Here is a 23,918-nt window from a genome sequence, read left to right on the forward strand (position 1 = left end):
CTTCTCGGCCCCTAGCATCGTTCTTACCAGGCAGCCGTTCTATCTGATGTGATCGTCGCACCTCGGCGGGTTAGGAAGGCCTGGCAGGCAGGGCAGATTGGGCGGCTTACAACAAGTAGTTTGGGCTGGACTTGCAAGGTGGCGGCAGCTTCAGTCCAAAGCTTTACTTCCGCGTGCCACAAACGATCCGTACTCACAGTCTTCGCTGGCTGAGGCACGCGAATCGGAAGAGTTCCAGAGCCCAGCGAGGGAAGGCCTCCCCACTGGCCTGCAGTGAGATCCGCTCGGGCACCAACTGCTACCAGATCTAGGCCGCCAGGACTTCCGGTATCGGCGTGCAGGGCGCCCTGCGTGCGCCAACCTGCGCCAGCTCCGGCCTTATCTGTCACGTCATCCACTATGTCGGTTAGATGATCAATGTCCGCGCCGCCACTGCCGCAATTGTGGACGAGGACCGGGGTGGCGCCTGCGAGCACATAGTACGTGTGGATGTCTGCGACGGTGAGGTTGTAGACGGTTTCAAGCTGGGCTGTCCAGCGCTTGACTTCAGTGATCTGGACGCGGGCGCCGTTGTTGGTGCGGAGCCACTGGCCGGACCGGAGGTCTGTGGCGTCTTCCCACTTGGCGAGGTCGAGTACCCAGAAGGGGTGTTTGTCTGTTGCGGTGATGTGGTCGGGGGCTGTCTCGGGGGCACCGTCGGAGTCAATGGTGATCTCGACGAGGTTCTTGGACCCTTGGCCCAGGATGGTGGCCGTTGCATCCTTTGCAGCGGTTTCACCTGTCTCGGGGTCGGCGGCTAGTACCTTGTCGCCAGGCTGGAGGTCTTCGATCGGCTTAGTTGTGCCGTCGGCCATGAGCACCAAGGTCCCGGCGGCAAAACTGTTACCGATTGAACATGACGTGCTCTTGGAGCCGCCGCTGGAGCGGACTTTGCTGGTTCCCCTGCCAACTGCGTTACCGACGGCTTTTCCTACTGCTTTGATGGCGGGTGCGGCGGCTCCTCCTGCTGCTGCCCCCGCAGCGCCCCAGAGTGCACCTTCTCCCATGTCTTTGAGTTGGCCCATGACGCTGTGGTCGGCGCCTGGTGTCATCATGTTGGCGACTGCAGCGCCTGCGGCTCCGGCTATTGCTCCGCAGCCGACCGCTATGGCGAATCCGACACCGCCTGTGGCGAGACCAGCTCCGACGGCGGTTCCCAAGCATGCGCCTGCTACAACGACCTCAGTGGCGAACGAGACGATCGCTACCTTGTTCGCGTTCCAGAAGTCTTTGGTGGCCTTGAGTTTCTTGTCGAGGCTGCACTTGGACCAGAAGCTGCAGCCCTTGTTTTTGTTCTTGTTTTTGGTTTTGTTGTCTCCTCCATTGCCCTTGGGTGCTGGGGACGGCTCTTTGTAGTCGTAGGAGCCTTCTTCGGTGATGGTTCCGCCGTTTGCGGTGCAGTTCGAGTGGTGTGCGCAGTTGTCGTCTTTGAGGCCGGTGGGGTCGGAGTTGGTGAGGGGGTTGCCGTGGGAGTAGGTGTAGCCGTTCATTTGGAGCGGGTCGGTGATGTCGATGATGGGGTCGACTGAGATGAAGCGGCCGGTGGTGGGTTCGTATTCGCGGGCGCCGATGTGGGTGAGGGCGGTGGTGTTGTCGTCGTTGCCGGTGCCGAGGAAGGTGCGGCTGCCGGGCCAGTTGGTCGGTTGGGTGCCGCGGGGGTTGCCGTAGGGGTCGGACTTGCGGCGGGTGACGGGCTGGTTTGTGGTCTGTTCGACGCTGGTGGTGGCGGTGTTGTGGTGGTCGGTGAGTAGGACGGAGAGGCTGTGGCCTGTGGTTTTGCCGTTGGTGCGGCGGACGGTGGTGGGGGCGCCGGGGCTGCTGTAGTAGCGGACGGCGTCCATGGCCTGGCCGGCCTTGTTGACGGTGATCTCGGCTTCGCCGAGGTAGAGGGTGCGGGAGCTGCCGGTCTCCTCGATGAGGCGGTTACCGGAGGTGTCGTAGATGTAGTTGGTGGTGTTGCTGAAGTTCCACTGCTGGGCAGGGGTTCCGTGGCAGGTGTAGATGTCGAGGTCGTTGCCGTCGGTGGCGTTGTCGTTGGGGACGGTGACGCACTGTTGGGCCGAGGTGTTGAAGAGGGTCTTGTCGGCCCGGTAGGTGAACTTCTGCTGGGTGGTGCCGTCGCAGGGCTTCAGGCGGGCTTCGCCGCCTATGGCGGTGAGGCATTTCCCGAGGGCCTGGACGGTGTCACCGGTGAGGCGCCACTGCTGGGGCTTGGACTCGTTGCAGGTCAGCAGTTGCACTGCGGCGTCGTCGGGGTTCGCGCCGCTTTCGACGTCGAGGCATTTGCCGGCGAGGCCGGTGACGGCGACGGCGCCGATGCCGGGGCTGGTGGCTGAGGTGAGTTTGTTGCGGGGGTCCCAGGTCAGGTCCTGGGTGTCACCGTCGATGCGGCGGGTCTTGGTGTTGCCCGTGGCGTCGTAGGCGTAGGTGGACAGGGAATTGACCGTGGAGCCCGGCTTGGTCGTCGTCTTCGTGGCACTGACCAGAGCGTGCGGCTGCTTCTTGACTCCGCCGCCCATGTCCAGGCCGTAGGCGTAGGTGGTCTTCTCGCGGACGGACCCGTTGGCGGGGTCCTTGTCGAGGAGCTGGGTGCGGTTGCCGATCGCGTCGAACTGGTATTCCTGCCAGAAGCCGTCGCCGTCAGGCCCCGGGGTGGCTGGCGTGGGATCCAAGTCGGTGGGTTCCGTACAGGCCGATGTCTTTCCGGTCCACGCCTTGGTGAGCTGGCCCATCGCGTCATAGGTGAAGCACTGACGGTCGACGGCGCCACCAGGCCGCGTGTCGGTGATGGAGGTGGGGTTGCCGACCGTGTCGTAGGTGTAGGAAATCGCGGAGAGGAGATTGGGCGCGGTCTCGCGGTGGCTTTGAGATTCTGTTAGCTGGCCGGTGTTGGGGTTGATCGTGTTCGTCGTCCATACCCGGTTCGGGGCGCTGCCGGTGGCGGTGCGCAGGACTTCCCCGTACGGGCTGTAGACGGTGTCGGCGGTGTACCAGGACAGACCTGACATGGTCTGGGGCATGCCGTCGGCGTTGTAGCGGGTGATCAGTTTCTCGGCGGCGAGACCGCCGGCCGTTGCCGGGACGGTGGTCGACTGGACCTTGCCGGTGGGGGTGTAGGTGGCGCTGTAGGAGTAGGTGCCGGCGAGGCCGGTGGTGGCCGCGGTGGCCGGGATCGTGATCTTCGATCCGGTGGGCCGGTATTCGCTGTCGTAGCCGGTGACCTCGCTGGTGAAGGCGTCGCTGCCTATCCAGCGGGTGGAGGCGACGGGCTGGCCCTTGGCACCGAGGAGGGTGTCGTAGGTCCAGCTGGCGACCTTGGGGCCGGTGGTCGCGTTGTCGTCCCGCAGTTCGGTCTTGCGGCCGATGGCGTCGTACTTGGTGTACTGGGTCTGACCAGAGGCGTTGGTGGCGGAGATCTGCTGGTCGAGGTTGTCGTAGGCGAAGGTCGCCTTGCCCATGTCGGGGTCCTCGGAGCCGGTCATCCGGCCGCGAGCGTCGTAGCTGTAGGTCCAGGTGTTGCCGACCGTGTCCGTGACCTTGGACAGCTTGTTGCGCAGGTCGTAGGTGTAGCTGGTCTTGTTCGACGCCGGGTTGGTCACGCCGAGGTTGGTGGTGGTGTAGTGCTCGATCTGGGAGGTCCGGCCGAGGACGTCGGTCGTGGTCTTGACCGCGCGGCTGCCCTTGAGGGGTGTCGTGCCGTCGGCGGACATGCCGGTACGGGACAGGGTCCAGTCACCCGCGTACTGGTTGGTGGTGGAGTCCTTTGCCTCCGTCCCGTGGAAGGTGGTGGTCCGCACGGGGCGGCCGAGACCGTCGTACGCGGCCTGCGTGGAGTTGAGGACTGCGGTCTGGGACTCGGGGACGAAGATGTTCTTGTCCGGCTTACCGTCGGCGCGGTAGCTGTTGTTGGTCTGGCGGACGGTGCCGTTGGAGTTGTACAGGGTGTCGGTGATCAGGCGGCCGCCGCCCAGTGCCTCGGCCTGTCCCTGACGGGGACGCAGCAGCCCGTCGTAGATCGCGATGGTCTGCGTGTACGTACCGTCGTCCTCCAGGGTCGCGCTCGTGACGACCGGAGGCTCGTGTTCGGTGATCTGGTAGCTGAAGGTGTGGGCGGCCTTGTCGGTGCCCGGCTTCTGCGAGGGCGTCCAGATCTCCTTGGCGCGGCCCAGGGCGTCGTAGGCCGTTGTGATCTTCCGGCCGTTGGCGTCGGTGTCCTCCAGCGGCTGGCCGCGGCCGGGGTCGCTCCTGGTCGTGGACGTGTGCCCCAGAGCGTTGGTGCTGGTCACCGAGAACGCCGGACCCGTGGCGGGGCTGTAGGTGGTGGTGACGGGGTTACCCGCCGCGTCGAGGACCTTGATGGAGCGGCCCAGCGTGTCGTACTCGGTGCGGGCGGTGGTGATCCAGCCGGTGCCGGCGGCGTCGTTGGTGTCGACCTGGTAGGCGAGCCCCTTGCTGGGGGCGGTGCCGAACGCGTTGAGTGCGTCGTAGGAGGTACGCGTCTGTGAGAGCAGCTGCCCGGTGGCCTTCTGCGCGCAATCACCGACGGTGGTGCGAATGCTGTTGACCAGCCCGATCAGATGTGCGGTGGTGTTGTGGACGTAGGTGGTGCTGGCGCAGGTCTGGTCGCTCGTCGTCCAGCCCCCGGTGCCGTTGGGGGTGACCATTTCGGACTGCACGGCCTGAACGAGGCCGTAGGAATCGTCGAAGTTTGCGTCGTGTGTCTTGTCGAAGGTGTTGCGGGTGCGGTGCGTGCGGGTGGAGCCGCCGCTGACCCACTGGATTTTGTCGGTGCGTGAGGTACCGGAGCGGTACGCGTACAGCGGCGTGTTCTCGACCCTGGGCCGGGAGCCACTCAGTTTGTGCCATGGCCAGGTCAGGACGCGGGAGACGGCGCTGCCGCCGGCCTTCGAGTACGTGGTGCTCTCCGCGGCGATCCCCTGGTACTGGGGAAGGTCCTCACCGAGTTCCTCGACACCGGTGGAGTCCTTGACCGTGATCTTGGCGCGGCCCGCGTCACCGGACATGCCGCGGAAGTACCGGATCCGGGTCTGAGACTGCTCGGTCGCATCGTGCCCACCCGTGGTGGTGACGCCTCGCTTCGTCACCACGGAGGCATAGCCGCGCCATTGGCTGTATGTCCGCATCTTGGGCTTGGAGAACTCGTCGGTCTCCTTCGCCCAGGCCGCATCGCCCTCATACACGTAGCTGGTGATGACGTCCGGCTGGCGGGCGACACGGTCCTTCTCGGTGACGCTCTCGACGACGTACTTGTTGAACCACGCCAGCGGCGGGTTCTCAAGACCGGTGTCCGGTGACCAGTGGACCGGGTAGCAACGGCTCGTATTGGCTGCGGGCTGAGGGCGCGGCGCCTCGATCGCGCAGGGAGCGGAGTACGCGACCTTGATCTCGCCGCCCACCTCGGTACGGATGGTCTCCACCCGAAGGCGGTCGAAGTCTGGCGCCGCGTCCTTCTTCCCGTCTGGAGTGGGCGGATTGGCGACCCGGTTGGGCATGTCCTTGCCGTTGGGAAGGAAGGAGACTGCGGGCAGGGATGCGCTCAGCTGCTTGTTCTGAGTGTCCCTCTCGGTGCTGTAGCCCGTGCGGAGGATGGACTCCAGCCACAGCGGCGGAGAGGTGTCAGTGCGCTGCTCGAGGAATGACTGGGTCAGGGTCCACCGGTCGACAAAGGAGAGAGCGGTGGAGCCCTCGGTGCGCTGAGCGGAGGTGGTGACCGCGGTCAGGCGCTTGCGGGTCCAGAAGGTCGGCGAGCCGATGTAGCAGTCGGCGCCGGCCTTGCAGTGGAGTGTGGAGGGTGTGTCCCACCAGTACTGCTTGTCCCCGTAGTTCTTCGACTCGAACCGCGCGGGGTCGCACTTGGCCTCTTCGACGCAGCGTTCGTCGACGGTGAACTCGACCTTTGCCGAGGGCGCACCGGACAGGTTGTTCTTGTGGAGACCATAGGTGATCTGGGTCGGGTATCCGGCGCGGTTGTAGGTGACCGCTTCCTTGAACTTCTCGTTCTTGGCGTAGCGGCCGTCCTCCTTCTTCCAGTCGATGATCATGGCGTTGCCGTGGACGTCCTCGACGTAGTCGAGGTTCCAGCGCCAGGCCGTCTGCTGGGTGCCGCAGGAGGAGTCGGCGAAGGCCGCCGCCTTGTAGCAGGGCTCACCGGGGTGGTTGCCGAAGACGGGCACGGTCAGGACCGAATCGGTGACAGCACGGCTGCCCGCGCCGTCGACATCGTGGCGGCCGAAGAAGTAGCGGCTGCCGTCCCGCGTGGTGACGATCCAGTACTCGCCGCCCCTGGCTCCGTTGGTGAGGCTCGTGTCGGTCATGTGCTCGACCCGGGAGCCGTCGTCGGAGGCGGGGATCCACTTCCCGGTCGCTGTGTCGTGGACGAGCTCGGTGGTGGAGCCGCCGAGCGACATCACCACGTTGTCGCCGACCCAGCACAGGTCGCCCTTCTTCTTGTCAGTGGCGTTGTTGTTGTTCGCCGCACCGGCGGGCGTGGCTTCTAGATCGTCGGCGCAGGACCGGTAGCGGCGCTCGATGAAGCCCGGTTCGTAGTCCCAGCCGTCCCCGATCCAGGAGGCCTGGCTGTTGGCTACGGATGTTTTCCCGTCGACAGCCTGGGACGAGTACGAGAACGCGATCTTGGGTGCCGGACCCGCCGGGGGCGAGGGAACGGTCAAGGGGTAGGTCCACGAGAACCCGCCGCCGCTGCCACCCGCAGTCCAGGACCCGGAGGGGGAAAGAGACGTGGCCTTGTAGCTGCCGCCCACCCCGGAACCACCGTCGGAGGCTGCCAGGACCATCGGACCACTGCCGCCGCTGAGAGCCATCGTTTGAAGACCCTGGCCCGGGGAAGTCGCCGGATCGACGGTGGCCCGGACCGACTTCGTGGACGGGTCGTTGACGCTCGGGACTTCCTTGGAGAGCTGGCAGTCAGGGTCGGTCGGTCTCTCCAGGATGCACGCGGGGAACTGCCTGAACTTCAGACGGGAGGCCCACTCGGTGCCGTAGATGTCTTTGAACTGTGCGTAGTCCAGGTGGACATCGATCGCAGTGGCACTGTCGGCAGGAGGCGTGACCTTGATGAGGGCGCCGTCCATGCCAGCGGCCTCGGTCACGGCACGGCTCTCGATGGCCGCCGACCAGACTCCCGACGGATTCGTCGAAGACCCCGTGGCCTTGCCCAGGCTCACAGGAAGGTCGCCGACCTGAATGGGCTGGTCACCGCTGAGCGGGACGGTGCCAGAGTCGGCAACCGGAGGCGTCTTCGCGTTGGGCTCGTACCCCGACGGCAACGTGGAGGTCGGCGGTGCCCAGTCCTCCAACTGCGCGGTCGCACGTTGATCGAGTATTGCCTTCAGGTCTTCCTGGAGGCCGGGCAGGGTGACGCCGCTTCGGTCGCCCGGTGGCGCGGCCCAGGCCTGGACGGGCAGGAGAGATGCGACCAGCACCACGGAGAGTGTGATGCCGGTGCGCCCGGCGAGGCGCGCGCGTTTCGCGCGGGCCTTTCTGTTTCCGGGCAGGCGGAAATGGTTCGCCGACAACGGCGACATGTGGACCCCCCACGCTCTGCCGCCGCGGGCGATGGCACACGGGCGGCAGGAAACTGACAATTAGCCAGCTGATTCTGCGGCCAGAGCACCGGAAAACCTATGGTTCCCATATCGAGTGTGGCCTTAATCACTTTATCGGCAGTTTACCCTGTGGTAATCGGTACAAAGGGGCTGCAACTGGTGGATCGTTGGGGCGGCGCGGGGGGTGAAGATGTCGGTGGAATGGTTCATGCTCGGCTCGCACCTCTTGTGCGTGAAAGGCAGGCGGGGAGTCGGCCTTTCACATCTTTCGGGCCGGTGGCCGAATCATTGTGAGTACCGAGGGCTGCCGAAGTGTGTGCCCGAGGGGGGAGAAGTACGTCTGTGTCTGTCAGCGAATCCGTGGACGACAGTCCGCCAACGAAACCTGCTGAAAACGGAGTTGTCGCACCGGCAGTCCGTTGGTTCAAGCGCCGCAGGACCCTGGGAGGCCTCGCTGCTCTCCTGGCGGTAGCCGTTGCCGTGCCGGTCGGCGTGCACGTGGCCGGCAGCGGGAAGCCGCAGCAGGCCCGGCCGGCCGAAGACGCGCCTGTCGCGGAGCCGCAGGCGCGGCGTCTGGCGGAGGAGTCCGGGAAGGAGGTCGAGGTCACCGCGGCGCGCGGTGCGAACACCACGACGTGGGCGCTGCCTGACGGAACGTTTCGCAAGCAGGTTTTCAGCTCAGCCGTCCGCGCCCAGGTGGACGGCCGGTGGAAGGCGATCGACACCAGCCTGGAGCGGGTGGAAGGCGGCTTCGCGGCCAAGGCTGTCAACGGCCGGGTCCTGTTCAGCGCTGGCTCCAAGCAGCAGACCGCTGCCGGTGCCGGGGAGCGGTCTTCGCGCTCCGTCACCCGGGTGGCCCTTCGGCAAGACACACCAGGTGAGGTATGGACCGAGCTGGTCCGGCTGAATACCGATGGCCACGACATCGTCGTCAGCTGGCCGGGCGCTCTGCCCGAGCCGGTGATCGACGGCCCGCGCGCGCTGTATGAGAACGTCCGGCCCGGGATAGACCTCGTGTTGACCGCGCAGGACGGCGGCTATTCGCACCTCCTCGTCGTCAAGGACAGGCCGGCCGCCGCCGACCCCCTGCTCGGTCAGCTGAAGTACCGTCTCGCCTCACCCGATCTGGCTTTCCGCCTGGACGCTGAGTCGGGTGCGGTCAGCGCACGCAACGCCGCGGACGAGGAAGTCGCCGGTTCCCCGACTCCGATGATGTGGGATTCCAGCGGCAAGGTCGCCACCACCGACAACGAGCCGGCCTGGAAGCCGACCGAGGTCGCCCAGCAGCACTCGACCCTCGCCCTGTCCGGGCTGGCCGGGGCGGAGGGCGCGCGGCTGAAGCCCGCCAAGGCCGCCCTGGCCGAGAACACCCTTTCCATCACCCCGGACAGTTCCCTGCTGAACGCGCCCGAGACGGCCTACCCGGTGTTCATCGACCCCTCCTTCAAGGGGCACAAGCACTCCTGGTCACTGCTCTACAAGACCGAGGGCAACTCCAGCTTCTACAACGGGCAGAACTACAACGCCAGCGGCACCAACGAAGCCCGTGTGGGGTACGAGTCCACGACCGGCGGCACTTCCCGTTCCATCTTCAATTTCTACTTCGGCAGCGAGCTCCACGGCGCCGGCATCCTCTCCGCCAGCGTGCGGGCCCTGCAGACGTACTCCTGGTCGTGCAGCCAGAAGGCGATGGACATCTACTCGACCCCCTTCGTCACCTCGTCGAGTACGTGGAACAACACCAACAACGCGACCTACTGGAACCGGAAGGTCGCCACCGAGTACGCGGGCTACGGCTACAACAGCACCTGCCCGGACAACTGGATCGCCCCCGACATCAAGGGTCTGGTCACCGACGCCGCCAACAGCGGCTGGGGCGCCCTGTCGCTTGGTTTCGCCGCACCGAACGAGTCGGACTCGTACTACTGGAAGAAGTTCATCGCCAACGGCGAGACCGCCCCGTACATCGAGATCGTCTACAACAACCCGCCCGACACCCCCGTCGCGGCGAACATGCAGACCTTCCCCGGCGGCCCCTGCCTGACCACCAGCCCCGGCACCGGTATCGGCAAGACGAACATAACCTTCCAGGTCAAGGGCACCGACCGCGACGGCAACCTCAAGCAGGTCCAGATCGAGGTGTGGGACGCCGTCAGCGGCGCGCAGATCCACAACGAGTGGCTGTGGCCCAACAGCGACGGATTCGTCACCAAGGAACTCGCCTGGGACGCCTTCACCTCCGGGAAGAAGTACTACTGGCTCTCGCGCACATCCGACTGGGACGGCTGGGGATCCGGCTCCGGTCCGGCCGACTCCGGAGGCGGCGGCTGGTGCACCTTCACCGTCAACCACACCGTTCCCAACACCCCTGCCGTCAGCTCGTACTACTTCCCGGCCCCAGGCGATAACTACTCCGAGTGGAGCATCAACCCCGCCGGCACACCGGACCAGTGGATCGAGGTCCGAGGCAACGGCACCCCGGCCACGGACATCCGCGAGTACCAGTGGAGCCTCAACCGGCCCCTCTTCGACAAGAAGGTCGTCCCGTGGGAGAAAGACCTGGCCTCCATCAAGCTTCAGGTCGACACCACCGGGCCCAACGTTCTCTACGTCCGCACCGTCAACCAGTACGGCAACATCTCCGACCAGACCACCTACCACTTCCTGGTCAAGCCCCGGCCCGGCCAGGACAAGCCCGGTGACACGACCGGTGACGGGCACCCCGACCTCTTCGCCATCGACAAGGACGGAAACCTCCGCTCCTACGCCGGCGACGCGGTAGGTGACACCGACGCCTTCATCCCGGGCGCCGTCCAGGACGGCATCCCTGTTCCCGCCGGCTACTGGAAGACCACCGACGGCAAGCCCGCGCTGATCGGCCACTCCACCGACTGGTTCCCCGGTGACGGTCTGACCGACCTCATCGCCCGGATGCCCGACGGCAAGCTGTACGTCTACCCGGGCATCGGCACCGGCCAGTTCGACGTAGGCCGCCGCATGGAAATCCTGCTCCCTGCCGGTGCACCCGACCCGGCGACGCTCCGGCAGATCGTCGTCACCGAGGACATCGACGGCGACGGTTTCGCGGACATGTTCGCCATCGCCGACGATGTGCTGTGGGCCTTCTCCGGATACACCGGATCCAGCTTCACCACCTTCAAGAAGGTGGCCACCGCGGTCTGGGCCGACCGCGACATCGTCGGCGTCCGAGACGTCTCCGGAGACAAGGTCCCCGACCTCCTCTTCCGGGACAACGCCAACGCCAACCGCGGACTCGCCCTGCGCAAGGGCAAGGCAGGCGTCAACGGCGGAGTCGACCTCGTCTCCCTCAAGGACGCCGCCAGCTCCGCAGGCGGACAGGACTACACCTACGCCACCACCGGCTGGGGCCGAGCCACCATCCCCAAGATCCTCGGCACGCCCGACGCCACCGGCGACGGCATCCCCGACATCTGGGCCGTGGACACCCTCGGAAACCAATGGCTCTACCAGGGCGGCACCGCCACCCTCGGCGGAGCGTCCGGCCGTGATGAGGACGGCTGGAACACCTTCCTCACCATCGGATAACCGCACCACAGCTCACGACGCCGCCCGGCCGGGACACAGCTCCCCTCCGGGCGGCGCTCTGCTGCTGTCCGAGGGGTATGCCGAGCAGGCGCCCGCCGCCACTCGCCGTATCCGCGCAAGCTCGACAGCCGCGAAGGCCGGTCGGCGCTGCGCGGATTCCGTGCCCCCGTGTGACCTTGTCGAGCCGCCGCTGGTGTCACTTGTGGACCGATCAACAATCGCCGTCCCTTCGCTGGGGACGCTGGGATACTGGCCAATGAAGCCGGAGTGGTCCATGCCCGATCCGTTGTCGGATTGCTGGTCGCCGGCTGCCATGCGGGCTGCCGCTTGTCGTTGGCCGGCCCTGCGAGCGAACCAGCCGGTCACCAAGCTCCCGACCACGCCGCACCGGCGGCTTTTATTCCAACCTCCATGACTGAATCCATTGGGTCATAGTGTCGGAGCTGGGAGAGAGGTCACCCCTTTGGGTGGCTTCTCTTACCTGCCGTGTCGAGTGGTCGCGCGATCGCATTGAGCACTGCATGAACAAGATCACTCTCCCGAAGGCGGCCGTGGTCGCCATGGCCTCGGTCCTGACCGCCGGAGCCGTTGCCGGCGGTCCCGCCGCCGCGGTGACCCTGAAGTACCGCTGCTCCAGCAGCACACAGGACATCGACGACGTCGGATACAGCGGGCCCTGGCCGGACAACTGGAAGATCACGGTCGAGGTCTGTGCGGCCCGGTCCATCGACCGTCTACACCTACGCCGTGGCCAAGTGGGACGGCCCGAGCTATTACGCCATCGACGATCCGACCATCCTGGACGGTGCCAAGCTCCGGCTCCAGATCAAGCACGCCCACACGGGTCGCCCCACCCTTGCCCGGGACTTCGCCGAGATCGAGTCGCGACTGGAAGACAGCGACTCCAGCTCCAACCACCGTGGCCGCTACCGGACACCGACCGTCAGCGTCAGGGCGGGCAGTGACGAGGCGGTCGGCGACGCGGCTCTCCTGCTGGACTGGCACGCCGATGGCCACGGCTACCGACGATACGACTATGCCGGGTCTCCGTCGGTCTAACCCCCAGCCTCCTCACGCCAGCATTTCTCTTCCTCTTGAGAAAGAGATTGCCTGGAATTCTTGCAAGAAATAGAAGAAGTCTATGCAGCGGAGATTGTGGCGGAAATTCGTCTGGTGTAGAGATATTCGGTGAGGGGGATTTGTTTGACAGTGCCGAGTTCTACGGTCACGTGCCCACGCGGCGGAGTCCCCTTTGTGGGGGTGTGGTGGTGGTGGTGTGTTGTCGGGGGGTGGGGGTGGGGCGCGTGGCGTGTTGGTGGTGGTGCGGTGCGGGTGGTGTGCTGGTGTGGGTTGCTTCGGGGTGTTCCGGGCGCGGGGTGCGGGGGCGGGGGTGCGGGGTCGTTGGTGGGGGTGATGTCGGGTGTCGGCGCGCCTGTTCTCCCGGCCTGCGGGCCCGGTCCTGCAACCATTTTTCAGGCATTAGAAATTGGCAGCCAGTTAGTACGTACTGGAACAGTACGGGCTGACTGGACCCGAAGGGCCCGGCGTATTCAGCGGGCCGGACGGGCGTTATACGAGAGCGGTTATCCATGGGTACTGAGGGGCCTTCCGGCGGGGGCCGACGGCGTGAGCGGCTGACGTCCGCGCCACGTGGACGGCGGGTGAATCTGTCGTTCAACGACGCGGAGCTGGAGGCCGTCCGGCTGGCTGCGGGGCGGGAGGGGATGTCGCCCGCGGCGTGGGCGGGACGGCAGGTGATGGCGGTCGCGCAGCACGTGCTGGTGCCGGTCTCGCGGGACGCCGGGGATGTGCTGAGGGAGCTGGTGGCGGCCCGGGTGCATCTGCGGGAGACCGTCACAGCGCTCCGTTCGCTGACCGCCACCGGCCCGTCCGGGGCCGGCGTCCCGGAGTCGGCCGCCACCGTGGTGGAAGCGGCGTTGGCGGCGGTGGCCCGGGTGGATGAGGCGACGCTCCAGGTGATGCGGGAGAGGCGCCCCAGGTCGTGATGCCGAAGAAGGCGGAGGGCGGCTCGACGACGATCGACCTCCTGGAATACCTCTTCGGTCCGGGCGAGCGCGACGAGCACGTAGACCCCCACCTGGTCGGCGGCTGGGACCCGGATCTGCCCTGCCCTGCCCTGCCCGGACACCGGACCGCATGTCGCTCGCCGATCTGGCGCTGCTCCTGGACGCGCCCGTGGAAGCGCTGCGCGGCCCGAAGCCGGACGAGCACGTGTGGCACGTCTCGGTCCGTAATCACGCTGACGATCGCGTCCTGTCGGACGCGGAATGGAGCGAGGTCGCCGCCGCCATGGTGCACGCCGCGGGCATCGCCGAACACGGCGACGAACAGGCCTGCCGGTGGATCGCGGTACGGCACGCGGACGACCACATCCACATCGCGGCGACCCTCGCCCGCCAGGACGGCCGCCACCCCCGCGTACGCGGCGACATCCCCGCCATGCACACCGCCGCCCGCGGTTTCGAAGCCCGCTGGGGCCTCACCGAGATGTCCCCGCTCGACCGCACCGCGCGCCGCCGGCCGGTCACCGGCGAGGCCGAGAAAGCCGCCCGCCGCGGCCTCGCGGAGACCGCCCGGGAGTCCCTGCAGCGCACCGTCCGCACCGCGGCCGCCCTCGCCCACGGCGACACCGACTTCCTCGACCGGCTCCGCGACGCGGGCTTGCGCGTGCGTGAACACCGCGACGACGACGGCGCCCTCGTCGGGTACGCGGTCGCGCTGCCCGGCGACCGTGCCGACGGCGGCACCCGCCCCGTCTGGTTCGCCGGATCCACGCTCGCCTACGACCTGTCCCTGCCCCGCGTCCGCGAACGCTACGAACCCCTCGTCACCGAGGCCGACTGGGCGCTCGCGGAGCACCGGATCCGGGAGGCGTCCGTACTCCTGGGCCGCGCCGGGCAGGACGAAGGCGCGGGCGACGTCGCGGCCCTCGGCGACCTCCTGGCGGTGGCCGCCGCCCACTCCCCGGCCCTGGTCCGCGACCGCGTCCAGTCAGCGGCCGACGCCTTCGAGCAAGCCGCCCGCGCCCCCGGCGCCCGCTCCCTCGAAGGCCGCGCGCGGGCCGGATGGCGCGCCTCGACCCGGGCCTTGGAGCGGGCCCCGCGCGCCGCACGCGGGGGCGGCGCCGCGGTCGTCCTCACGCTGCTGATCGCGCTCGTGGAGGCGGTGGAGGCCGCAGCCTCCTGGCACCGGGCGCAGGCGTACCGGGCGCAGGCGAAAGCCGCTGGCGAGGCCGCCGTGCTGCTGCGGGAGGCAGCCGGCCTGACCGGCGCCCCGCCACCGGCCACGAAGCCGCGTACCGGTCGGGTGGTGCGCACGCCACACCGTGGCCTGCCGACCGCCACGCCCGTTACCGGTGTGCCACCCCGCCGCGCCCGGACCCCGGCCGGCCGGGCCCGTCCCGTACGCGCTGACCCCGACCGAAGGAGCCCTACCGATGACGTCCGGATACCCGCCCCAGCCCGAACCGTTCGCCGAAGCACTCGGGGAAGCGGCGCAAACCGCCGCGATGGCCTACCGCCTGATGATGACCATCACCGACGCCGTACGCCGCGCCACCCAAAAACGCCTCACCGGCAAGGAAGAGAAACTCAGCGAGGACGCCGAGAAGATGGCCCCGGGCTGGTCGGCCGACCAGCTGCGCGGCGTCCTCGGCGACGACATCCTGGCCGAGCTGATGGCCGGGGCGGACTGGCCGCAGTTGGCACGCCAGCTCGTCTCACTCCAGCAGGCCGGTATCGACCTGGGCACCTTCCTACCGCAGATGGGCAGCATGACCGCCGGAGTCCACCAGGCCGTCGTGGCGAACATCGCGCGGACGAAGGCGGAGGGCACCGACCGGTGGGCCGACCTCCTCAAGGCCACGATGCCCGAGGGCCTGGTCCGCGACGCGATCCACTCCTCCCCGGCCTGGCCGGACATCGCCTCCGCGATGGCCCGACTCGACGCCAAGGGCATCGACGTCGCCCGGATCCTCACCGACGCGCACGCGGCCGGGGTCAGCGTCGACCAGGCCATCGCCGCCGTCACCACCGCGGCCGCAGCCCCGGCCGCCGCTGCGCCGCCCGCTTCAGCCCCGGCCCCGGCGCCCGCCGAGGTCCCGGCCGCACGCACCGACGAGGTCCCCGACCCGTGGGCCGCTGCCACTCCGGCGCCTGCTCCGGCACTGGAGGTGGGCTTGAGCAGGGACGCCCGCCGCTACTGGGGCCCGCTCACCGAAGGCCTGGACGTCCCCAAGGACCTCAACCTCGGTGACCGGAACAAGGCGATGCACCAGCTCGGCGTCCGCCCGCCCGAGCACGCCCGGATCGTGTCCCTGGCCAAGGACGTACTCGGCGAGCGGGACGCGGGCCTCCTCGTCGGCTCCCGCCCGTGGCCGCTGCTGGCCGCCCGCATCCAGCGGACCGGCGAGAGCGACGGCGCGGGGGCCGTCGGCGAGCATCTAGCCCGCCTCGCGGAAGACGACTCCTGGCGCCAGGGCCCGCCCTCCGGGTTCGCCCGCCGCTTGGTCATGGCCCACCCACCAGGCACTCACCACACCCCTGGATGCTGCGAGCGCCGGCCTGCGTACCCGCCAGCGGCTGGCCGCACTGCTCGCCCCGCGCTGGTCCCGCCCGGCCCACTGGCTGGACACGGCCCCGTACGGATCGCGCCTGAAGTCCTCCCCAAAGGCTCGTACTGACGCTCCGCCCGCCGGCCCACCTGGGCCCGGACCGGACGAGCCGCTGAACGCCCCACGCACCGCCACCACGTCGATGGTGCCGTGGCCTTCGGGCATGGCCTTACGTGCAGGCGGGGGGACACCACCTCGCTAGTCGGACCCGGGCTGTCTGGCAGTGCCAGTCCGTCCCGACGTTGTCAGGGCTGCTTACCGCTCGACTCGACATCCCCCGAGCCGAACTGCCCTCGAGCTTCAGCCAGGTTGCTGCGACAACTCGGCGCTGAAGGTCTCTCACCTCACTCGATTCCATGGCGCCTCGTGCACACCCACCCGGTACGACAAACTCGCCGTCCGCTACGAAGCGGCCGTGCTGGTCGTAGCCCTCAACGAATGGCTGCGACCAGCACTTTCACAACAGGTCTTAGCGGCCGTGCCGCAGACTCAGATTCGGCTGGACGCGCATGACGGGCCGGCTGCCCGCGGCTGCGGCGCCGAGGTGGCGGCCGAGGGAGAGGTAGGCGTCGAATTGGTCGTGATCGAACGACTGGTCAAAGGTGCTCTGGCGGGGGAAGATTTTCTCGGTGAGGGCGTAGCTCAGCAGCTCGTAGGGCATGTCGGTGGTCAGGCTGGCCTTGGCGAAAATGATTGTGCCCTCCCGGGTCTCGACTCCCCCCGGGGAGAACTCGATGGGTTCCGGGTAGCGGATGGTGCCCCGTACGACGCACCGCGCGGACAGGCGCGCGTTGAGGGCCGACATCGGGTCCTCGGGGCTCAGCTTCTCGGCGCTGCCCGGCACGAGCGTGAGCATGTTCTGATCCGGCAGGTCGAAGGTGATCTCGACGCCGAGGTCGTCGTACGCCAGGGCGATCGCCTGGGCGAGCGTGGTGGCCAGCGGCGGAACGTCGCCGCTGGAGTCGATGACGTAGATCTTCCGGCAGCGCAGCCGGAGCAGCTCCACCAGCCCCAGGTTGTCGGTGTGGGCGCCGTCCGTGCACAGCAGCATGGGGCTGGTGTCGGAGTACAGCCCGATCAGCTCTTGGAGCTGATAGCGCAGTCGCCGCATCCGGGGCAGTCGGGGCATCGTCCAGTCCGGGGCGAACTTCGCGACCTCGGCGAGGTAGAGCGGGTTGGGCAGCCAGGTGCCTAGACGCAGGTTGGACAGGGCCAGCAGCCGCTGCACTGCCTTGGACTGCGTGCCCATCGTGGACGCGAAGGCCGCGCCCGACACGGCGATGGCGGACTGGACGGTAAGGTCGCGCCGGATCAAGGGGTGCGAGGTCTGCTCGAGGGTGGACGTCTTGACCCAGCCGACATCGGGACCGCCGATATAGTCGGAGGCGAAAGTGAAGGGCACGGCCCGCCTGCCCGGCGCGGTGCGGTTGCGGCTGGACAGGGCCGCAGATGCCGCGAAGATGACCTGCGGGAAGGGCTTCACCCGCTCGGCGTGCGTGCTCAACCGGGTCAGCTCCGCGCGGTAGTCGTACGGCAAAGCTCCGACGGAACCGTCCCAAAGGACCGCGCGGCGCACCGCGAAGGCGCTGGCCAGCCGCTGCCGGTAGAAGGGGTGCAGGCTGCACAAGGTCTGGTCGAGTACCACGGCCAGGACGAGCAGCGCGGCGGGCAGGCCCAACCGCCACCCCAGGTGCCACCGGTCGGACAGCACGGTGGACCAGGAGAGCACGGCTAGGCCGACGAAGCCGAGCACGAGGAGCACCACCCAGACGACGAGGTGCTGGAGCCAGCCCGTACCGACCTTGGTGAGGAGTGAGGTGCCGCCCGCGGAGAACCATCCCGCCTTCTCACCGTCCGGGCGGAGCTTCTTCACCTGCTGGTACAGGGCGGTGAACATCGCGCCCAGCCAGGTGAGGGCCGCAGTGAGGGCGGCGAGAAGGGACACGCCCGGCGCCCCCTCCGGGAACAGCCTCTGTCGCTGGACCAGCCAGGCGAAGAACCACAGCACGAGGGGGATGAGTAGGGCGTACACCGCGATCCCGAGGGCCATCCACATGATGCCCTTCACCGAGATCCGCAGCCACCGGGGCCACCCGGCCCCGGTTTGGGGCCGGAGCAGGGAAGCCGCCAGGGACACCGTTGCGGCGACCGCGACGAGGCCGACGATGGGCAGCCAGGCGTAGCGGGGGAGGAGTAGCTCCCGCACGCCCGAGGTCGTACCCGAGGCCGAGGTGGGGTCGAAGCCGCTCGGCCGGAAGCGTTCGATCTCGATCACGGGGACGAGCGAATAGAACTCGTTGAGCACGATCCCGGCCACTGTGAACGTCAGGGCCATCAGCGTGAGGGAGACCAGGACCCCGCGCAGCGCCGCGGCCAGGGCCCGCACGAACTCCGGTGGATTGTCCGCCAGGTACCTGGCATGCCGGCGCAGATGGTCTTCTTCGGGGCTGCCGGGAGCGAACACGTCATGGGGCTTAGCCAGGTCGGCCCGCGCCTGAGGACCTTTCTGCGGGTGCTGCGGCTGCCTCCTGGTCAGCGCCAACTGGAAGGCCCCGGCCGTGAACCCGCCGCCGGACACGGACACCAGATAGCGCGCCGTGGTCAGCACCCCTGCCTCGCGTAGGGCCTGGAGAGCGCCGAGCGTGACCGACGCGGAGCGGATCCCGCCGCCGGACACGCAGATGCCGACCTCCGCCGCCTCACGGTCGGGTAGGGGGAAGGACCGGCTCCGCCAGCGCCGGTGCGCACTCTCCGGCGGCACATGGTCGCTCATGGGCGCGGTCCAGTCCTCCAGAGGCGCGGAACGGTGCGGCGCGGCCGGCGGCACGACGATCTGCAGATCGTCCGGCGGTGGGTCGGCGCCGTGGGCGAGCCGGTGGGCGAAGCGTACGGGGAGCCGCGGGCCGTGCCGCCGGAACCTGCGGCTGATCAGCATCGTCCAGAAGCCTGCCACCAGCGCCGCCTTGCGCATCCCTTCGACGGCCCGGGTCCGGGCCGTCCGGCGCGCGATCGCCAGGCTTCCCGGCAGGACCGGCCCCTTCGGGGCGAGCCGCAGTTTCGCCCTCTTTGTGAAGCACCTGGCGAGCAGCGTGAGGAGCACCCAGCCCGCGGTGATGGTCAGTGGGGCGACGAGCGCCCACTTCAGCAGCGCGAACGAGGCCGCCGCCATCAACGCGTAGTCGGGATCGTCGGCCATGTGCTGCAAGGCACTGCGCAGAAAGGCGTTCTCAGCCAGGTCTGCCGCAGCGGCCACCGGAGTGAGGAGCATCGCCCGAAAGGCGAACCTCCGCGATGCCAGGCGGTAGAGGAAGAGGAAGCCCAGCCCGAAGATCGACAGGAGGGCAAGGCTGTACGCGGGGATCAGCCAGTGGCTGTCGGCGCTAATAGCGTGCTGGAAGGCGTCGATGCGCGCGCCGGTGGCCTCACACCGCCGGCCCATCTCATAGACGGCCTGACACGCTTCCTCGCGACGCCCGGAGAACTGTAGTCGCTGCTCCCGGTGCTTGCCCAGACCGTGCGGCCGGTCGTCCAGGTACTGCATGAACAGGGCGCCGGCGGCGAACAGCCCGGCCGCGCACAGGAACGCCGCCCAGCGGGGAGCCCGGTGCCGGGGGGCCCGGTCGGGGGAGGTCGACATGTGCCGACCGTACTGTCGGTGTGATGGTGCGTGGTGGACGCGCGCCGGGTGTGGGCCCGGGCGCGCGCAAAAACGTACAAGACCCGGTCTGCCCCGCGTAGTTTCGGGGTGTGGGAGAACAACGCATGGTGATGCAGAGACCCCCGAGGGGGTCGACGAACGGCCGCAAGCCGCTGTCGTGCAAGACGTGCTCGTAGTCGGCGGTCGGGCTCTGCGGGTTCGCGTTCGGGTGACCGCCGCCGGCGCGGGGATCAGCGTGGCGCAGGTCTGCGCCCTGAGCCTGCTCGTCTTCACCGGCGCCTCGCGGGAACGCTCCTGGCGGCGTGCGGCTGGTGGGCGGACTGGTCCGGGCGCACGGGCGTGGGGCTGGCCCTGTCGCTTATGGCCGGGGCCGTGGTGCTGACCTGCGCAACCGGCCGCGAAACTGTCCCCAGACGGGGCAACGGAGGAACACCATGGGCATCATCGGGGACAGCTTGGAGCGGGCCGCGCGGGAGGCGGACACGCGGCCTATCCCGCGCAGTGCGGGCGCGCGGGTGCGGTATCTGGTGAGGCAGCACAAGGGTGCCACCAGGGCGGTGGCGGGTCTGTTGGGGGTTTCGCAGCGCACTGTGGAGCGGTATGTGAAAGGCCAGATCAGGAAGCCGAAGGCCGCGCTTGCGGGCCGGCTGGAGGCGGAGGTGCGGCGCCGGTGGCAGCCGCTGGTGCGCAAGCGGGCCCGTGAGAGGGCCGCGAAGCAGACCGGGCTGGTCATCGAGACCCGGGCACGGTTCGGATACACCGCAGCCCCAGGCACCACGGACGACGGGCGGATGCGGCGGATCACCCAGCACCTGCCACCCGAGTACGCGGGCCGGCTGCTCGCCGCCCAGGACGCCGGCGCCTCCGAGGCCGAGTTGCGGCGGATCGCCGCCGAGGGCCTGCAGGAGGTTTACTTCAAGGACGGAGGCAGCCGCGCGCAGGGGCTGCTGGTGGAGTTCACGGACATCGATTACATCGACGTGAGTATCTGACCGCGGGGGCCGCGGCGGGCCGTCCTGGGCGTGCTGCTCACGGGCCGTGGGGGCCGTTCAGGGGGTTCAGGGACACAGTCCCGGGGTTGGGTTGGGTCTTGGTCCGGGCGGTCTCGGCTGATGGTGGCCGGACGGGGGCCCGGGAGTGCCTGCGGCGGTGGAGCTTGTCACCCCGGGGGAGGGCGGTGACGATCCTGGCGCGTCGTCATCCGCCGTCGTCCGCCGGGTGTGGTCGGCTCGTTCGGATGGTTCGGGTCGTCGGGGCCCTGATCTGGGGGGACGCGTGCCGTTGGAAGGGCGACCTTCGGTACCGCAGACGCGGCACACCGCCCCGTCGCCCGCCGCCGGGGTTTTAAGGAAGGGGACGGGAAACGCGGCGCCTCGCCGGGAGGTGAAGGGGGCCCAACGGCGACGGCAACGGCAACGGGAACAAAGGACCGACAGCGGCGGCTCGTAGGCGCTAGCTTTTCCTCACCCTTCAGGAGGGCGCATGTCGGATGAAGCATTACGTTCGGTCTGCGTCAGTGGATGGAGCCCCCGATGCGTCCAGGTCGTGGTCACCGGTCGCGGAAGACCGGGCGACTGCTCGGTCTGCTCGCAGAGCACGGGCCCGTCCCACGTGAGCAGCCTCGGTCATCCAATGGAGAGGTAGGTGCTCCAGCCGTCCTCGTCCACCCGATGGCACCGCCGAGCGATGTGATCCCGCCGGCGAAGAGCCACTCGGTTGCCCAGGGTGTCGACGCTCCAGATGTCTGGGACGTTGCCGCCGTTGCCGTCCGTGCCCGGGACTTGGGGTCATCGACGCCTGGCACGGGCCGGTCGTGCGGTGAGCCGGATAGCGCGGGACAGAGCCAGTCTGTGTTCCCAGCAAACGTCAGAGAATCCTGTCGCGGTGCGACGCCCGTGTCGGCGGCCTCGAAGGCTCGGTACGGTGCGACCGCCATCCTGATGGCCCCACGCCAGTGGGAGCGGCCGCTGGGAGGTCGCCCACCGCTCGCTGCTTCCGCCGCCGGAGTGCTGGTGAGGCACAGTAGGCCGAGTCAGAGCGGAAGCCATTCAGGTTCTCGTGGTGGAAGAGCTCGAGGGACACGTCACGTTCGTGCCCGGTGTAGTTGATCGGATCCGACGATGACGTCTGGGTGGTGCCGGCGCTGGCGGATCTCGCGGGATCGGAGGTCGTCGGTGGCGTAGGCGGTGTTGTGCGCGATGGACACGGCGGTGTAGATGCGGAAGAACCGCAGGAGCACTCGTCGGCGTTCGGCTTCATCCGGGATCAGTCAGCAGGCGACCGGGTCGGCGAAGAAGACCTCGGCCAGCAGGGCGCTGATTTGTGGTGCGTCTGCGACCGTGGCTGCACGGATCGTGACAGCAGTGGTGTCATTCATGAGGCGGCTCCGGTGGGAATCGGTGCGGCGCGCCGGCCGAGGAGGTCGTGCAGCACGCTCAGATGGGTTTCGGCTTCGGGCTTGATCAGGACACTGCGCAGGATGCTGGCGTGCTCGGCATCGGGTTCTACGTCGTGGCGTCGGGTGAATGCTTCGGCGCTCACTCGTAGTTGGCTGAGGTGAAGGTTGTCCTCGGCGGCGGTCTCGGCCAGCCGTCGGGTTGCGGCGTCAATGCGGGACAGCGTGGCGGGGTCGGTTGCGGGGAAGAATGTGACGATGTCCAGCTCTGGCTGCTGGTACAGCCGCAGGTGCTGCGACTGCTCGATGATGTCTGCCCACTGGTGGGCGGCGCGTCGGGAGGCGGACAGGATGGCGCCCAGTCCCTGGGGTGTGGGTGGCAGGACCTGGAAGGTCAGCCACAGCGCGGCGGCCGCGGCCCCTGAGCGGGAGCACTCCAGGCTGATTTCGCCGAGGTGCAGGGTCGCCGGGGTGTAGTAGGTGTACGGGGAGTCGTGGACGAAGTGGCGGGCCACGGCAGGGTCGCTGAACAGCACCGCGCCGCAGCCGTAGGGCTGCAGGCCGTGCTTGTGCGGGTCCACCGTCACCGAGTCGCATTGTCCGATCGCCCGCCAGGGCTGTGCGTCCACGCCCTCGGAGCCGGCGAGCAGGCTGAAGAAGCCGCCGTAGGCGGCGTCGACGTGGATGCGGGCGCCATAGCGGTCGGCCAGTTCCAGCGCCTGGTGGATCGGGTCTACCGCGCCCACGCCGGTGGTGCCCGCTGTGAGCACGATGGTGCCGGGCTTGTGCCGGCGCAGAACTGTCTCCAGGGCGTCGAGGTCCATGCGGCCGTGCTCGTCGACGGCTACCGGGTAGGCGGGCATGCCCAGTACGTGGCACATCCGGGCGTGGCTGGAGTGGCTGTCCTGGCTGAAGGCGACCCCGCGGCCGGGATGGATCTCCCGGGCGACGTACAGGGCTTCGAGGTTGGCGATTGTGCCACTGCTGGTCAAGTGGCCGAGATGTTGCGGCAGTGCGAACATCGCGGCCAGCTGGGCGACGACTTCGCGCTCCATGTCGGCGGTCGCCGGTCCGCCCTCGCGGGCGTGATTGTTGGGATTCACCAGCATGGCGGCCAGATAGCCCACCACCGCCGCCGGATGCGGCGCTTTGACCATCTGCCCCGCGTAGCGGGGGTGGAAGAAGGGGTAGTTGTCCCGTATCCGGACGCTGAACCGGCGAAATGCCTCAGCGAAGTCCTCGTCGCCGACGTGCTGCGCCGGGTGCGGCGTGAAAGGTCCGAACTCGCCTCGCCATGCTTCGACGGCCTCGACCGCCTCACGCACCCACCGCTGAAGATCCATGAAGAACAGATAGCAGCGGCAGCCCTGTGCGCGGGAGCGTGCGCGCCGGTACGCCAGAAGGAGTACCGGTTCGAGTGATCATTTCTCCGTGCGTGAGAAGTGCGCCCGGTACACCTCCAGGTGGTGTTCGTCAGCCGTGAGGAACGGCAGGTCGGTTCCCACCATGCGGCGGATCGCCAGCAGCGGCACCGGGCTGTGCAGCGGCCGGAAACTCGGGTTGTGCAGCCCCGGGGCGGGGGGTGGTCCGGGATGGAACTCGCCGATCATCAAGCCTCGCTCGACGAACTCGGTCTTCAGCCGGCGCTGGGAGTCTTCCACCACCCACCCCACGTCCCGCACGCCCACGGCTGGAAAGGCAACCAGCAGGGCATGGTTCTGCGTGGTGTCCAGTCGCTCGAAGTAGCCGCGGTAGGCCCGCATGCCCTCGAGCACCGCGTCCGGACCGGCGGGGATGCCAGGCCAGAGCGCGGCATGCAACCGGCCGTGCCGCAATGCCTCAGGCACGTACGGGCAGACCGGTCCGCCTCTGCCGAGCTCCGGATGCGGCCGGCGCAGGTACTCGTCACACCACCGCCGCAGGAGCCGGTGGACCGCGTATTCGCGGGCATCAGCCGCCGGGCGGCCCAGCTGCCTCGGGACCGCCGGCCAGCATGCTCCTGTGACGGCTGGTGTGTCTTGATCGATCTCGTGTCGCACC

10 protein-coding genes are annotated in these 23,918 nt (G+C 68.3%); 5 read left to right on the plus strand and 5 right to left on the minus strand.

The window, feature by feature from the left end:
- Positions 1-23 precede the first annotated feature (23 nt).
- Entirely contained in the window at positions 24-7,502 is a 7,479-nt protein-coding gene (locus ABZX75_RS30620; RefSeq protein ID WP_355416235.1) for a ricin-type beta-trefoil lectin domain protein, read from the minus strand.
- A 603-nt stretch (positions 7,503-8,105) separates the two neighbouring features.
- Between ABZX75_RS30620 and ABZX75_RS30625 the strand changes: the two genes are divergently transcribed.
- The 4 genes from ABZX75_RS30625 (at position 8,106) to ABZX75_RS30640 (ending at position 15,894) form a co-directional block, all read left to right on the plus strand.
- A complete protein-coding gene (locus ABZX75_RS30625; RefSeq protein ID WP_355416236.1) occupies positions 8,106-11,192 on the plus strand; it encodes a DNRLRE domain-containing protein in 3,087 nt (1,028 codons plus the stop codon).
- 711 nt (positions 11,193-11,903) lie between these two features.
- Positions 11,904-12,251 carry a hypothetical protein gene (locus ABZX75_RS30630; RefSeq protein WP_355416238.1) on the plus strand — a complete coding sequence of 116 codons (348 nt, stop codon included), beginning with the start codon at positions 11,904-11,906 and terminating at the stop codon, positions 12,249-12,251.
- A 602-nt stretch (positions 12,252-12,853) separates the two neighbouring features.
- Positions 12,854-13,198, plus strand: coding sequence for a hypothetical protein (locus tag ABZX75_RS30635; protein WP_355416240.1), 345 nt, complete (start codon positions 12,854-12,856; stop codon positions 13,196-13,198).
- A 1,451-nt stretch (positions 13,199-14,649) separates the two neighbouring features.
- Positions 14,650-15,894 (plus strand): hypothetical protein, encoded by a 1,245-nt coding sequence (locus tag ABZX75_RS30640; protein WP_355416242.1) that lies wholly within the window; start codon positions 14,650-14,652, stop codon positions 15,892-15,894.
- Between the two features lie 400 nt (positions 15,895-16,294).
- Here the strand turns inward: ABZX75_RS30640 and ABZX75_RS30645 are convergent, their stop codons facing one another.
- A complete protein-coding gene (locus ABZX75_RS30645; RefSeq protein WP_355416244.1) occupies positions 16,295-19,462 on the minus strand; it encodes a hypothetical protein in 3,168 nt (1,055 codons plus the stop codon).
- A gap of 455 nt (positions 19,463-19,917) precedes the next feature.
- On the opposite strand from ABZX75_RS30645, the gene ABZX75_RS30650 reads away from it, so the two are divergent.
- Positions 19,918-20,475, plus strand: a complete 558-nt coding sequence (locus ABZX75_RS30650) for an XRE family transcriptional regulator (RefSeq protein WP_355416246.1) — start codon at positions 19,918-19,920, stop codon at positions 20,473-20,475.
- Between the two features lie 1,091 nt (positions 20,476-21,566).
- On the opposite strand, the gene ABZX75_RS30655 is transcribed toward ABZX75_RS30650, so the two are convergent.
- The 3 genes from ABZX75_RS30655 to ABZX75_RS30665 all read right to left on the minus strand — a co-directional run bounded on the left by ABZX75_RS30655 (position 21,567) and on the right by ABZX75_RS30665 (position 23,917).
- Positions 21,567-21,722, minus strand: a complete 156-nt coding sequence (locus ABZX75_RS30655; RefSeq protein ID WP_355416248.1) for a hypothetical protein — start codon at positions 21,720-21,722, stop codon at positions 21,567-21,569.
- A 134-nt stretch (positions 21,723-21,856) separates the two neighbouring features.
- Complete coding sequence (locus tag ABZX75_RS30660) at positions 21,857-23,221, minus strand: aminotransferase class I/II-fold pyridoxal phosphate-dependent enzyme (protein WP_355416250.1); 1,365 nt, start codon at positions 23,219-23,221, stop codon at positions 21,857-21,859.
- Between the two features lie 78 nt (positions 23,222-23,299).
- Positions 23,300-23,917: a DUF6875 domain-containing protein gene (locus ABZX75_RS30665; protein ID WP_355416252.1), complete on the minus strand. Its 618-nt coding sequence runs from the start codon at positions 23,915-23,917 to the stop codon at positions 23,300-23,302.
- Position 23,918 lies beyond the last annotated feature (1 nt).

It is taken from the genome of Streptomyces sp. NPDC003038 (assembly GCF_040611115.1).
Classification (GTDB): Bacteria; Actinomycetota; Actinomycetes; order Streptomycetales; family Streptomycetaceae; genus Streptomyces.